Below are 12,908 nucleotides of genomic sequence, written 5' to 3'. Positions count from 1 at the left end.
CCGTACCGGGTGGCCATGGGTATCACCACCATCACGACCCTGGCCGGTGCCCCGGCGCCGGGGATGACCGGGACATCGCTGGTCACCGCTGCCCGGGAGCTCGTTACCGGGATCACGGTGGTTTTCCGGAGCTTCGGTACCTGGCTGATCCCCGCGTTCGTGACCGCGGGCTGGTGGCACCACGTCATTCACCGGGTTCCGGTGCGCCAAGCCCCGCCCTGGTGGGGCATCGTGTTCCCGCTCGGCATGTACGGCGCCGCGACGCACGCGCTCGGCACCACCAGGCTCGCGCCCGTCCTCACCGCGCTCGGCGAGAACGAGATCCGGCTGGCGCTGGCCGCGTGGACGGTGGTCTTCGTCGCCATGCTCCTGCGGTCGTTCCGCGCAACACGGCATGATTAACGAAGATCGTTCATCACCCCTCGACACACCCGCTGTTGATCAGTACTCTGCTGCTGTCCGCCTGACCCCCAGTGGTGGACACTCGACGCCCCGCATTCCCGGTGGCCTTTCCAGGTCGGCCGGTCGAGTGCGGGGCGCGTTTTCGCGTCTCCACCGGATCAGTACCACTCGTCGGACCACCACCGAACGCACCGAGGCCGCCGGCCAGTGTTGCAGTACTCGGTGACCGCTTCGGCTTACGCGTCCGCCGGCAGTGGCCCTCCGGCATCGGGCCACTTACCTTTCGCCACGTGTCCGCCCGCGGTCACCTTGACCTCTTGGGGACGAAAGGTGCGATCGAGCTCTCGCCTGCGCTGGCTGAGCTCGTAGTTCACCGACATCAGGCCGAGGAACAGCACCCCGAGACCGATCTCGAGCCAGGGGGAGCGACCGTGCGGGGTGACCAGATCGCCGACGATCACGCTGGCCCCCGCGAGCACCAGAAGCAGGGTCGGCAGTGGGAGTTGCGTCGCTTTCATGGGGTACCTCTTCGTTCGGTCCACTTCGCAGTGCCTCCGCGACGCTCGATGGTCGGACATCGGACCTGACCGAATCGCGGGAGAACAGCGCAGGGTGGATTACTCCGGTTGGCGTCACGAACAGGTTCGCCGGCAGGAGTGAGGCGGGGCTGAACGGCAGATGAAGCAGTGATCATCTCGATCCGCGCCTGCTGCTGGCGCGGATGCGGTCCGAACCGGCGCAGGAGTATCTGCTCGGAACACGCGTCGTGATCGAGTTCCTCGTCACGGACGAAAAACTCAGCGCGGTCGGCTACCGCTGAACGACGAGGAATCTTCGGTCCGCACTCGGGGTCCGATGTGCGAGGTCGACGTGCATGCCAGTGCTTCCTCGCTTATGACACGAGATCCGGTACGGGCACCGTTCCATACGCGAATCGCTCCGCAAGCACTCCGTTCGCTGACGAGGACGCAGCGCAGCGCGCTGTCGGGACGGCGCTGAAAAGCGAGGGTGACTCATCGGTCGGCCCTGTACGACAGCACGTCCACAAGCAGGTGAGCCAGCACGCGAGGTGGAGAGGCCATCCGTGGAAGTAGCCTGTGCCCGTCCGAGCAGCGTGATCGTACTTCCGTGGAAGGCTCGCCCCCTGACGTCGTGCCACCGACCGTGGCTCGCATCGTGGTGCCGGGATGATGCTTCCTCGTATCTGGAGACTTCCTCTGATCAGAAGGCGCCACCGCTGGGGGCGGACCAACTCGTCGTTGACTGGCTCGCGGTCGTGACGCCGGAAACGTAGCTGATCACCCCGCGGGTTCGGTTCCACCTCGTCGTCCCACGTCGGTTACGGCCGGGTAGAGTTCTCGTGCTCACGCTAGCGTGGGGCGGTGCTGTCGGGGCAGACCGCCGGTTGGCGTAGGGAGTTTGTGATCATGACGGAGGATCCCGTGTCGGAGGAGCTGGCTGTCTCGCTGGCGCACATGATGCGGCACCTGTTCGCGCAGGGTCTGGTGGAGAGCACGCTGGATCGCGTCGCCACCTATGCGGTGAGCACGGTCGAGGAGTGCGAAGAGGCCAGCATCCTGATGTTGGGGCGAGGGCGGCAGCTGACGACTCTGACCAGTACGAGCTGGTGGGGCCAGGAGTCGGATCGGCTCCAGACCGAGCTGGGCGAGGGGCCGTGTCTCGATGCGATCGAGGACCAGCAGGAGACCTATCGGACCCCCGACATGGCCAACAGCGAGCACCGATGGCCACGGTACGCCCCTCGGGCCTCCAAGCTTGGAATCGGCAGCGCGATGGGGTTCCTGCTGTTCAACGAACAGGAGACGTTCGGGGCCCTGAACCTGTACTCGTCGCAACCCCACGCGTTCACGGAGCGCTCCGAGCGGGTGGGCTGGGTTTTCGCCTCACATGCTGCGGTGGCCTTCGCCAGTGCCCGGAACGATGCGCAGCTACACGAGGCGATCGAGACCCGCCAGGAGATCGGCGAGGCGCTCGGTATCGCCATGGAGCGCTACAAGCTCTCCGAGCAGCGAGCGTTTGAGGTGCTGAAGAGACTCTCGCAGAACAACAACGTCAAGCTCCGCGACATCGCCCGCCAGATCGTCGAAACCGGCGAGATCTCCGGAGACGGTAACGGTTGAGCCGCTGGCATCCTCGCCCAACCACCAGCACGGGGCCTCCCGACCACTCCCGAACCGCACCCACCTCTCATCGCCTGCATCTCGAGGCCCTCCCGGGAACTTGGGCGGCGACCCCGAGCTTCAACTCCTGTGACGCTGGGATTCCTCGAAGCAACCAGGTCGAGGGCTAGCGGGTCAGCTCGTGTTGCGGGCCTCCTCAACGTGCGTCGGGGACGAAACCGGTAACCGTGCCTGGCGCACTTTTTGCCCATCCGAGCACTACTCGAGGCAAGGCTGTGGGCAGCGCGGCTCGCCCCGCGAGCCCCGATGTCCGCAGTCGCGGCAGCGGAGCGCCGGACTCAGCAGTACTAAGCCGACCAAGCCGGCGCTCATGGGGAGCTGTCACGTTGCCGGATGACTTCGGGTCTGGTTGTGAGTCGTCTTGTAACCGCCCTCGATCGAGCGTGCTTCGCCACCCGGTGCTCGTCGCTGTTCCAGCGTGCTCGGCTTTCCCCCGGCGGCCCCGGAGGGGCCGCCCACGATGAAGCCCAGCGCGCGGGCGATCGCCGGGCCATCGGGCACGCTCGCCCGTCGATCACCCAGGACGTGTGCATGGACAAACGTCCCACTTCGCGGGAAGCTGCCGACATCCTCGATGAAGCTTACGGATCAGAGCGAAGCGGAGTTTTGTGCACGTAAAGTGCACGGTCGGTTGGCGTTGTCGGTCTGCCCAAGCCGCTGACCTGGGGTGGAGTGGGGCGGGTCGGATTTGAACCGACGACCTGACGAATTATGAGTTCGCTGCTCTGACCTGCTGAGCTACCGCCCCCACAAGGCTCACGCGCGTGATCGTAGCGAGTACGTGCACGAAAGCTGCGCGCGGGGTTCCATCACACGCGGACACATCGAGGGCGGCGCCTCCAGCGATGCGTCACCCTCGTGTCTCCCGCGTTCACCGACTCATGATGGTCGCGATCTCCAACGAGCCGGTCACCTCTCCGATGATCACGACAGTGGCCAGCAGCGCTCCGACGACGGCCACGGTCAACACGGCCAACATGGCCAGATAAACGAGCGCCTTGATCGGCTTCGGCAACCGGGTCACCGAGGCGAAGTCGGGCACTGCCAGCCGTGGCTGCTTGCCGATTCCTGGTGCGGACATCAGTACTCCCCCGTTCCTGCTCCGTCCCCGTCTCCTGACTCCACTGCCCCGAGGACGCAAAGCAATGGGTTTCACGTTGTATATAACGCATGGCGGCGCCGGCTTGTTCACCGGAGCCACCGACGTCAGCATGCGATTACCGATCATGAGCGGACGTTCTGACCTGCAAAAACAGTGAAAATATCCCCGGTATTGCACTCGAATTACCGCCCGCGCGCCGGGAATCGTTACCCAAGCCTGACCTTTTCTTCACCCCGTCGCCCACCTAGGTGACAGGGCCGTCACGGCCGAACGTCGCCACGGAAGTGCGGGAGCGCATCGATGATCGCACTCTCCCGCGCACAGGAGATTCCCACCCCGAACGCGCACCCGATGATCTTTCGCGGTTGGGGGCGCGCTCCTGATCGTGGCTCATTCCAACGACTGGGAAGATCGCTCCCCGACATGCTCGTGCGTCGCGGTAGCACCGGCGTCGTCCGTGCTCCGAGTATCGGTGAGGGTCGCGCGCAGCTCGGCCAGCTCGGCCCTCACCGCGTGCAGCTCCTCGAGGACGGCTTTCTCCTGGAGCCGGGATTCCTTGCGGGATTCCTCCGCACCCTGGATGTGCTCGACGAACCAGGACGCTATCGAGGCGGTGACCACACCGAGCAACGCGATGCCGCCCAGCATCAGCCCCGCCGCGATGACCTTCCCCCGCGCGGTCACGGGTGCGTAGTCGCCGTAACCGACGGTGGTCATGGTGGTGATGGTCCACCACAGCGCGTTGGGGAAGGTGGTGATACTCGCCCCCGGCGCCCCGCGTTCGGTCTCCAGGACGGCCAGCGCGGCGCAGTAGCCGAGCAGGAGCGCGGAACCTCCGGTGTAAATCCCGACGTTGCGGCGCACGCTGCCGCTGGCGGCTCGGTTGAGCGCGGTCAGCACCGTGACGATACGCAGCAGCCTCAACTGCCGGAACACCGGCAACACGACCACCACGAGATCCAGAACGTTCCGTCGAACGAAGCGGAGCTTTCGCTGCGCGAGCGCGAGTCGGACCACGTAATCGAGGGCGAACAGTGCCCAGATCGCCCACATCAAGGCGTTGACGCCCAGGGCCCGGCCCGAGCTCATGTCGGGAGCGAGCACGTGCCAGGTGTAGGCGACCAGGAAAGCCACGGCAGCGGCGACGAGGGGCCACTGCATCCGGTACTCCCACGCGGCCACCCTCGGCTCGTCGCGCGTCGTGGTGCCCTTGGCGCCGTCGGCGGCCTTCCCAACCTCTTCGTCCGTGGTCACGGGCTTGATGCTGACAGACTGCGCTGGTCCACCGCTGTAGCATCGCTCACCTGCGGACGACATCATCGCGGCTGCGTGCGCTCGTGGCCGGCCGAAGCGGGCAAAAGAAGAACCCCAGGTCGGTGACCTGGGGTTTCTGCTCCCCCGACTGGACTCGAACCAGTAACCTTTCGGTTAACAGCCGAATGCTCTGCCATTGAGCTACGGAGGATTACGTCGATGCGAACTCGACCGTGTATTCACTTCGTCTTCGCTCTGCCGTTCACAGCGCCTCGACGCTGACAACACATACTCTAACTCATCCCCTCGAGGGTTTTCACACCCCCCTCCTCGAGTTCGCCGTGCCCCACGACGGAGCCGACCGACGATCGTGACCAGCAGCGGCGACACCAGCCAACCCCGCTCCACGCTCAACGGCGCCTCGCCACGGCGAAGATCCGACGGAACGGAAACCACGTGGTGCCACCGGAGCGTCGCGGATACCGTTCCCGCAAGCGCGTGGCGAGCTCGGCGCGGAACCGCTGCCACCGCCGCTCGTCCAGAGCCGCGCGGACGGGGCGCAACGCCGTCCCGCTGACCCAGTCGAGCACCGGGTCCTCCCCGCTCAGCGCGTGAACGTAGGTGCTCTCCCATGCATCGACCTCGGCACCGAGGTCGGCCAGGACGTCGGCGTAGTCCACCGGAGCGAGCACGGAGTCGGAACGCAGCAGACCGGCCGCGTGTTCGCGCCATTCGGGCTCGGCTGCCAGCTCACGAATCTCCTGGTAAGAAGGCGAGTCGAAGTTTCCCGGCACCTGGAGGGCGAACCACGCCCCGGAGGGCAGCGCCGGTATCCAGTTCCTGAGCAGGTCGACGTGTCCGGGGATCCACTGCAGCACGGCGTTGCACACGACGACGTCGGTGTCCTGACGCGGACGCCAGTTCCGCGCGTCCTCGACACTCGCCTCGATCCCGTTGGCGCGAGCGGCCCGGACCATCTCGGGGGAGGAGTCGATCGCCTCGACAGCGGCCTCCGGCCACCGCGAGGTCAGCAGCGGAGTCAGAGTGCCCGCGCCGCACCCGAGGTCGGTGACGCGTCGCGCGGTTTCCGCCCCGACTCGGGCGAGCAGATCGTGCGCGGGCCGGTCACGCTGTTCGGCGAAAGCCAGGTACTGCTTCGGGTCCCACATGAGCACCTCCGGCGAGAGTGAACCGTACGTTCGTACTGTAGCCGTCGCCGGAGCCCTCGCGGTGCTGTTCGCCTCACTCCCGGGCGGAGTCCCGTACCCGGCGTAGCTGGTCGGCGATCTCGGCGGCGTAATCCGCCAGTACGACCTCATCGGTTCCCCGATCCGCCCGCACCTGCAGCACGATGCCGTCCTGGCCGGGAATCTTGCGCTGCACGAACCACGCGCCCCCGCCGGGCAGCTCGCGGTGGTGGCTGGATTTGATGGAACCGGTCACCCTCGCGTGCACCACTTCGGGAACGCGCCCCGGCGACGACAGGACGAACCGCCGCGGCGCTTGATCACGCAGCAGGACGGCCGAGCCCGCCGTACCGAACTCCTCGGACTCGATCACGGTGAGCACGCCGTCGTTCCAGGACGCCCTGCTCAGCAGGTGCCACCCGACGCGCCTGGTCGTCCCGCCCTCCGGTACCCACAGCCCCGTGCTCGTTGCCACCAACGACCCGGCGTCGCCGTGCGCGACCGCCAGGACCTGCTCATCGGCCCCAAGCGTGCCGGAGAACCCCTCCGGCAGGATGTCGGTCCCGTTCATGCGCGCCAGCAGTCGCCGCGCCCAGCGTCGGAGTCCCAGGCTCATACGGCTCCGTCCACGGCCTTTTCGAGCAACGACTTGCGGTACTGCTCCAGGGCCACCAGGTCACCGAACAACGCGTGGTACTCGTCGGCGTCGTCGAGGGGCGACAGTCGCTGCACCCGTGACTTGATGTCGGCGATCTGGCCCGCCACCAAGTGCTCCTGCACCCGGGCGAGGATCCCGTTGACGTAGCGGTGGTCCGGTTCCGACTTCGTGTCGGGCGCTTCCACCGCGAGCTGGGTCAGCAGGCTGCCGGTGAGCCGGTCCGGGCAGTGCGGGCCGACCGCGTCGATCAGCTCCGGTCCCGACAGGCCCGACATCGTCCCACCCGCCGCGATCAGCGCGCGGTGCAGCTCCCGGTAGACGGGCTCGGTGAACGCCTCCTCCGGCAGCGAGTCGTACTGCGGACCGGCCAGGACGGGTACCTGCAGGGCCGCCTTCAGCACCTCGCGCTGGGACCACCGGGGGAGGTCGTGGCGCGGGGGACGCGCCGGCAACTCGGCCTCGAGACCGAGCGAGTCCTGGTTCGAGTCGCGAACCTGCTTGCGACGCGGTTTCGCGGGCTCACTGCCACCGGCCGTCTCCCGAACCCGCCGCACGACCTGGTTCTCGTCGCCCCATCCCGCCCACCAGGCGAGCTTGGCGGCGTAGCCGTCCCGGTTGGCGGGATCCTTGATCTGACCCACCAGGGGGACCGTGCGCTTGAGCGCGGCGACCCTGCCCTCCACGGAGTCCAGGTCGTAACCGGTCAGCAGGCTGCGAATGGCGAACTCGAACAACGGGCGACGGCGGGCGACCAGGTCCCGGACCGCCGCATCACCCTTGTGCTGACGCAGCTCGCACGGGTCCATCTCGTCCGGGGTGATCGTGACGTAGGTCTGGGTGGCGAACTGCTGCTCGCCGTCGAAGGCCTTCAGCGCCGCCTTCTGCCCGGCCTCGTCCCCGTCGAAGGTGTAGATCACCTCGCCGCGGAAGGCGTCGTCGTCCATCATCAACCGCCGCAGCACGGCGATGTGGTCCTCCCCGAAGGCGGTCCCGCACGAGGCGATCGCCGTGGGGACCCCGGCCAGGTGCATCGCCATCACGTCGGTGTAGCCCTCGACGACGACGGCCTGATGGCGCTTGGCGATCTCGCGCTTGGCCAGGTCGATACCGAACAGGACCTGCGACTTGTTGAAGATCGGGGTGGCCGAGGTGTTGACGTACTTGGCATCGATCGGGTCGTCGTCGAACACGCGCCGGGCACCGAAGCCGACGATGTCACCCCCGAGGTCCTTCAGCGGCCACAGCAGACGGCGGTGGAACCGGTCGATCGGGCCGCGGCGGCCCTCCCTGGCCAGTCCCGCCTTGTAGAGCTCGTCGAGTTCGAATCCCTTGCCCAGCAGGTGCTTGGTCAGCTTGTCCCAGCCGCTCGGCGCGAACCCGCAGCCGAACGTCGTCGCGGCGGACTCGTCGAACCCGCGCTGGGCCAGGAACTCCCGAGCGGCCTGCGCCTCCTGCGAACGCAGGCACTCGGCGTAGAACTCGGCCGCGAGCCGGTGCGCCTCCACCAGCCGCGCCCGGGTGCCCGGATCGCGCCGGGTGGTCGAGCCGCCGTCCTCGTAGCGCAACCGCAGTCCGGCCCGGTCGGCCAGCCGCTCGACGGACTCGACGAAACCGAGGTGTTCGGTCTTCATCAGGAAGGCGATGACGTCGCCACCCTCACCACAGCCGAAGCAGTGGAAGGTCCCGTGACTGGGACGCACGTTGAACGAGGGGGTCTTCTCGTCGTGGAAGGGGCACAGCCCCTTCTGAGCGCCACCACCGGCGCCGCGCAGGGCGACGTACTCACCGACGATATCGTCGATCCGGTTGCGGTCGCGTACCTCGGCGATGTCGCTTTCCCGGATCTTTCCTACCACGCCCCCCAGTCTAGAGGTCGGCTGGTAAGCACCCCGACGCGGCACAATGACGAGGTGGACGAGGGTGACGACGCTCTGGCGGCCGAGTTCGACCGCCACCGACCGAACCTGCTGCGGGCGGCCTACCGGCTGACGGCCAGACCCGCCGATGCCGAGGACGCCGTGCAGGAGGCGTGGCGGCGGCTCATGCGGTTGGCCGAGGCGCACAAGGCGCGGATCGGCGACCTCGGTGCCTGGCTGACCACGGTCGTCGGGCACATCTGCCTGGACCACATGCGCTCGGCGGCGGTGCGCCGGGAAAGCTACGTAGGACCGTGGTTGCCGGAACCGGTCGTCGGCGAGGTCGACGGGCAGGCGCGGGACCCGCTGGACGTCGTGGTCGATCACGAGGACCTGCGGTTCGCCGCGCTGCCCGTGCTCCACGAACTGACGCCGGAACAGCGGCTGGCGTTCGTCCTCCACGACGGGTTCGACACGCCGTTCGCCGAGATCGCCGATGTACTTGGCTGCACCGCAGCCACCGCGCGCCAGCACGCTTCACGCGGACGGCGCGCGATGACAACGGCCGGGCCACCACCGCGCATCCCGATGCCCGAGCAACAGCGCGTCCCGGGCGAATTCCTCGCCGCCGTTTCGGCGCGTGACGTGGCGGCTGTGGCCCGCGTCCTCCACCCGCGAGCCGCCCGTCCACGGCGACAGCGACGGCAGGGCACGCACCGCGCGGCACCCGGTGGTCGGCGTCGACAAGGTCTCCCGGTTCGTCGTCGGCCTGGCGGAGAAGTACGGGGACGACCTGCTCAGCGGCATGCGCCCGGCACTGGTCAACGGTGACCTCGGCTTGATCCTGCCCGGCGGGTCCGAGACCGCGGAAGTGCGCCCCCGGGTCATGACCTTCACCGTTCGTGACGGCCGGGTGGCCGAGGTGTTCGACATCTTGACGTGCTCCCCATCGTGAATGGGGTTCCCACGCGGCTATGCCGCGTTCGGGGTGGTACTGCCTCGCGGGTTCCCCTGCTTCCTCGGAGACCGCCCCGGTGTGGGGTCTTACGTCGCCTCCACAGGCGTTTAGCCTCTCCGCGCGTCCTGCGGCGAGGATGTTCTTCGCGGCATTGGTGTCCCGGTCGTGCACAGCGCCACACGGACACGACCAGGTACGCACCGACAAGGATTTCTTGCCGTCGAGACGCCCGCACACCGAGCAGGTCTGCGAAGTGGGCAGCCATCGGTCGATGACCACCAGTATTCGGCCCCATCGGGCGCACTTCTCGACCACCAACCGCCGGAACCCACCCCAGCTGGCGTCGTACACTGACTTCGCCAACCGCGTACGGGCCAACCCGCTGACCGGGAGGTCTTCCAGAACGACCGTTTGGCTCTCACGAGCGATCCTGGAAGTTTCCTGATGCAGCCAGTCCAAGCGGGTATCGGCCACCTTCGCGTGCTGCCGAGCCAGCTTCGTGCGGGCCTTGTCCCGGTTCTTCGACCCCTTCTCCTCGCGTGACAGTGCCCGCTGCAGCCGCTTGAGCTTGCGTTCCGCCCGCCGCAGGAACTTCGGATTCGTGATCGCGTTACCGTGCTGGTCCACCGCAAACGCCGGCAACCCCAAGTCCAGGGCGAGTTCCACCTCGTCTCCGTGTTTGTCGAGCACCGGCGGCAGGGTCTCGTCACCCACCTCGACCACGGACGAGGCAAAGTACCGACCATCGGCGGTTCTGACAATCGTCACCGACGACGGTGCCGAGGGCAGATCCCTCGACCACCGCACCTCGACATCACCGATCCGGGCCAGCCGCAGCCGCCCGTTGGCCCGCACCGCGAACCCGCCCGTGTGCAGCCGGATCACCTGCCGAGCATCCCGCTTCGATTTGAACCGAGGTGTCCTGACCCTGCGGCCGGCACGCTTACCGGACAGCGAGTCGAAGAAGTTCTTGTACGCGGCATCGCAGTCGCGGATGGCTTGCTGCAACACGATGTTCGACGCTTCGGCCAACCACCCGCGTTCGGCGGTGTGCTTCGCCTCAGTGATCAACCGCTTCTGCAACACGGCGCCGGTCGGGTATTTCTCCCCGGCAGCGTAGGCGTCGTGGCGGGCACGCACTGCATCGTTGTAGACCACACGAGCATTACCGAACGCCTGACTCAACGCCTGACGCTGCCCGTCGGTGGGATACAACCGATACCGGTACCGCAACTGCACACCCACACCATCGACCACCAGTTCGCCACCCTGAAGACCACGAACGAGTGACCACCACAGAACCACCCTGATCGACTCGCTCCGACCCGGAGACCGGAATTTGCACTGAATCTATCGTCAATCCGGACAAGCTCGGGCGCGTGCCGCTGTGAGCGGGGGCGGCTCCGGTAAAGCCGCCCCCCTCGGTCAGGACGTCGGAACGCGGCAGGCCTCGCCGGAGGCGAATCCCTGGGAGGTGATGCCCAGGGCGTGGTTGAACCGCGTGCGCTGGTTCTCCACGGCGATCACGTGGGTCAGCTCGACCACGCGCTTGTGGCCGAGACGCTCGTCGAGCTCGGCGACCTGCTCGTCGGTGACCCGCATCGGCTGCTCGGTCATGGCGTCGGCATAGGCGATCACCAGGCGTTCCAGATCACCGAAGCGCTCGGAGGCGGCGTAGTCGTCGATCCCGGGGAGCCCGGCGGTGTCCAGCCCCTCCCGATGTTGCAGCATCGTGCCGAAATCCACGCACCACGAGCAGCCGATCCGCGTGGACACCCGGTAGAGGGCCAGCTCCCGAATGCTCGCGGGCAGAGTGGTGGCCGTCTTCTCGATCGCCAGCTCGCCGACGCCCAGGCCGAGCAGCAGGCCCGGGTGGTGTGCCGCGACGGAGGCCGACCGCAGCACGGCGCCATAGCGGCGCCGGGAGAACCAGTAGCTCAGCCTGGTCAGGCCGGCCCGCCTGTTCGGTGGTCACTTCCGGAATCCGTGGCATCGTCGCTCCCCGGTGGAAAGCCCGCCCGGTGCGGGCGCCCACCCGGTTGACGAGACGGAACCGCCGAACGTGACAGCGCCGGTCAGCCGCGCCCCGACCAGCTCGGGGCGACCACGCGGGCCAGGAAGTGGAGAGCCCCGGTTTCCCGGTGGCGCACCAGGAACAGGAAGGGCCTGTTCACCTCGACCCGGATCGGATCGGGCTCGTCGACCGCCGCCATCAGGCGCATCATCACCGCCGTGGCCGCGGCGCCCTCGAATCCGCTCTCGTCCACCCGTAGCACCGACTGGTGCAGCACGGCCGAGACCCGCAGCGGATGCGGGGTCAGCGGCGCGAAGTCGGCGTCCGGGGTGAACAGGGTCCGGGCACCGAGCTCGCCCAGCGCGCCCTGGAGTTCGGCCTCGCCGGTGGCCTCGAACTTCGGCATCGACAGGTCGAGGCGCTGCTGCCGCGTCGCCGACACCAGCGCCTCGATCCGGGCGGCGTCCAACCGCGGCTCGGCCTGCGCCAGCCCGTCGTCGGGCAGCAGGACGACGGCTTCGAGTCCTCCCTCGGCAGGAAGGGTCACGACCTGCCACCCGTCCCGGGCCGCGTATCCCAGCCCGCGGGTCACCCGCATGGTGGGCACCTCGCGAGTGCCCTCCGGGGCGTGGAACGGGAGGTCCCGCGTGGCCTGCTCGTCGAAGGCCTCGGTCCAGGACGTCTTCAGGTACAGCGCGTTGACCAGGGCCGCGACCGTGTCGGAGTCCACCATTCCGGGTGCGATGAGTTCCGGGATCAGGTCACGGGTGGTCCGGGCGACGTCGGCGTTGATCTCCTGGCGGGCCTGTTCCGGGGCGGTTCGAAAGGGAGCACCGCGCACGGCACCGCCCGGCCAGTCCGACAGCTTCCGCACGTAGGAATCCTCGAGCGGCAGCTGCCCCTCGGCCCAGAGCGTGTTGGCCACCGCCAGGACGGGATCCTCGGCGCCGGCTCCGGCCTCGTCGAGCTCGGTCGCGCCTTTCAGCAACCCGAGGATGTCGGTGAGGTCGTCGTCACTCGCGCGCAGGGCGCCCAGGATTTCCTGCCGGGTTCGTCCACCGGCCGCTGCGGCGGCCAGTCCCAGCGCGCTGGCCACCGAATAGGGCGACCAGCAGAAGTCCCGGTCCGTGGCGGGGGCGAGCCGATGGTGCAGCGAGAGGCTGAAGTCGACGTGGTTACTCGCGGCCACACTGGTCTCCGTTCGCGAAGGCGCTGCTCGGCGCTTTGTCGCTCGGTCGGATCCGAGTCTGCCACGGTCCGCCTCCGGTGTGTTCGC

Annotated in this window: 12 protein-coding genes, 2 tRNA genes and 3 pseudogenes; 4 read left to right on the top strand and 13 right to left on the bottom strand. The window is 67.8% G+C overall.

Annotation, left to right across the window (positions count from 1 at the left end; genetic code table 11):
* Positions 1-15: 15 nt before the first annotated feature.
* A complete protein-coding gene (locus FHX42_RS13775) occupies positions 16-402 on the top strand; it encodes an SLAC1 family transporter (RefSeq protein WP_182544658.1) in 387 nt (128 codons plus the stop codon).
* Positions 403-560: 158 nt separating this feature from the next.
* On the opposite strand, the pseudogene FHX42_RS27815 reads toward FHX42_RS13775, so the two are convergent.
* Positions 561-635: pseudogene (locus tag FHX42_RS27815) on the bottom strand (Imm1 family immunity protein); the annotation flags it as partial.
* Between the two features lie 3 nt (positions 636-638).
* Positions 639-920: a hypothetical protein gene (locus FHX42_RS13765; protein ID WP_182544657.1), complete on the bottom strand. Its 282-nt coding sequence runs from the start codon at positions 918-920 to the stop codon at positions 639-641.
* Positions 921-1,829: 909 nt separating this feature from the next.
* On the opposite strand from FHX42_RS13765, the gene FHX42_RS13760 reads away from it, so the two are divergent.
* Positions 1,830-2,543, top strand: a complete 714-nt coding sequence (locus tag FHX42_RS13760) for a GAF and ANTAR domain-containing protein (protein WP_182544656.1) — start codon at positions 1,830-1,832, stop codon at positions 2,541-2,543.
* Positions 2,544-2,924: 381 nt separating this feature from the next.
* Here the strand turns inward: FHX42_RS13760 and FHX42_RS13755 are convergent, their stop codons facing one another.
* The 8 genes from FHX42_RS13755 to dnaG all read right to left on the bottom strand — a co-directional run bounded on the left by FHX42_RS13755 (position 2,925) and on the right by dnaG (position 8,660).
* Positions 2,925-3,104 carry a hypothetical protein gene (locus FHX42_RS13755; protein WP_182544655.1) on the bottom strand — a complete coding sequence of 60 codons (180 nt, stop codon included), beginning with the start codon at positions 3,102-3,104 and terminating at the stop codon, positions 2,925-2,927.
* 172 nt (positions 3,105-3,276) lie between these two features.
* Positions 3,277-3,351: transfer RNA gene (locus FHX42_RS13750), tRNA-Ile, on the bottom strand.
* 123 nt (positions 3,352-3,474) lie between these two features.
* Positions 3,475-3,684: a hypothetical protein gene (locus FHX42_RS13745; protein WP_182544654.1), complete on the bottom strand. Its 210-nt coding sequence runs from the start codon at positions 3,682-3,684 to the stop codon at positions 3,475-3,477.
* Between the two features lie 411 nt (positions 3,685-4,095).
* The gene (locus FHX42_RS13740; protein ID WP_328796109.1) at positions 4,096-4,959 is read right to left on the bottom strand and encodes a potassium channel family protein; all 864 of its coding nucleotides are present in this window, start codon (positions 4,957-4,959) and stop codon (positions 4,096-4,098) included.
* A 139-nt stretch (positions 4,960-5,098) separates the two neighbouring features.
* Positions 5,099-5,170 (bottom strand) — tRNA-Asn (locus FHX42_RS13735).
* Positions 5,171-5,369: 199 nt separating this feature from the next.
* Positions 5,370-6,128, bottom strand: a complete 759-nt coding sequence (locus FHX42_RS13730) for a trans-aconitate 2-methyltransferase (protein WP_182544653.1) — start codon at positions 6,126-6,128, stop codon at positions 5,370-5,372.
* 73 nt (positions 6,129-6,201) lie between these two features.
* A complete protein-coding gene (locus tag FHX42_RS13725) occupies positions 6,202-6,762 on the bottom strand; it encodes a hypothetical protein (protein WP_182544652.1) in 561 nt (186 codons plus the stop codon).
* The gene (gene dnaG / locus FHX42_RS13720; protein WP_182544651.1) at positions 6,759-8,660 is read right to left on the bottom strand and encodes a DNA primase; all 1,902 of its coding nucleotides are present in this window, start codon (positions 8,658-8,660) and stop codon (positions 6,759-6,761) included. The genes FHX42_RS13725 and dnaG overlap by 4 nt, the downstream gene beginning before the upstream one ends.
* 54 nt (positions 8,661-8,714) lie before the next feature.
* Here dnaG and FHX42_RS13715 point away from each other — a divergent pair, with 54 nt between their 5' ends.
* Positions 8,715-9,491: a sigma-70 family RNA polymerase sigma factor gene (locus tag FHX42_RS13715; RefSeq protein WP_328796108.1), complete on the top strand. Its 777-nt coding sequence runs from the start codon at positions 8,715-8,717 to the stop codon at positions 9,489-9,491.
* Positions 9,466-9,615: a hypothetical protein gene (locus FHX42_RS27425; RefSeq protein ID WP_328796107.1), complete on the top strand. Its 150-nt coding sequence runs from the start codon at positions 9,466-9,468 to the stop codon at positions 9,613-9,615. The genes FHX42_RS13715 and FHX42_RS27425 overlap by 26 nt, the downstream gene beginning before the upstream one ends.
* A gap of 150 nt (positions 9,616-9,765) precedes the next feature.
* On the opposite strand, the pseudogene FHX42_RS13710 reads toward FHX42_RS27425, so the two are convergent.
* From FHX42_RS13710 to FHX42_RS13700, 3 genes and pseudogenes are all read right to left on the bottom strand, one after another.
* Positions 9,766-10,857 (bottom strand): annotated as a pseudogene (locus tag FHX42_RS13710) (RNA-guided endonuclease InsQ/TnpB family protein); the annotation flags it as partial.
* A 186-nt stretch (positions 10,858-11,043) separates the two neighbouring features.
* Positions 11,044-11,611, bottom strand: a pseudogene (locus tag FHX42_RS13705) (carboxymuconolactone decarboxylase family protein).
* A gap of 82 nt (positions 11,612-11,693) precedes the next feature.
* On the bottom strand, positions 11,694-12,821 hold the full coding sequence (locus FHX42_RS13700; protein WP_182544650.1) for a serpin family protein: 1,128 nt from the start codon (positions 12,819-12,821) through the stop codon (positions 11,694-11,696).
* Positions 12,822-12,908: the final 87 nt, after the last annotated feature.

This window comes from Halosaccharopolyspora lacisalsi, from assembly GCF_014137975.1.
Lineage (GTDB): Bacteria > Actinomycetota > Actinomycetes > Mycobacteriales > Pseudonocardiaceae > Halosaccharopolyspora > Halosaccharopolyspora lacisalsi.
The sequence above is the reverse complement of the archived record's forward strand: the minus strand, read 5'-3'. Positions and strand labels throughout refer to the sequence as shown.

Coding starts and splice junctions, on each gene's coding strand:
- FHX42_RS13775 (WP_182544658.1), top strand. CDS start 16: ATGGGTATCACCACCATCACGACCCTGGCCGGTGCCCCGGCGCCGGGG.
- FHX42_RS13765 (WP_182544657.1), bottom strand. CDS start 920: ATGAAAGCGACGCAACTCCCACTGCCGACCCTGCTTCTGGTGCTCGCG.
- FHX42_RS13760 (WP_182544656.1), top strand. CDS start 1,830: ATGACGGAGGATCCCGTGTCGGAGGAGCTGGCTGTCTCGCTGGCGCAC.
- FHX42_RS13745 (WP_182544654.1), bottom strand. CDS start 3,684: ATGTCCGCACCAGGAATCGGCAAGCAGCCACGGCTGGCAGTGCCCGAC.
- FHX42_RS13730 (WP_182544653.1), bottom strand. CDS start 6,128: ATGTGGGACCCGAAGCAGTACCTGGCTTTCGCCGAACAGCGTGACCGG.
- FHX42_RS13725 (WP_182544652.1), bottom strand. CDS start 6,762: ATGAGCCTGGGACTCCGACGCTGGGCGCGGCGACTGCTGGCGCGCATG.
- FHX42_RS27425 (WP_328796107.1), top strand. CDS start 9,466: ATGCGCCCGGCACTGGTCAACGGTGACCTCGGCTTGATCCTGCCCGGC.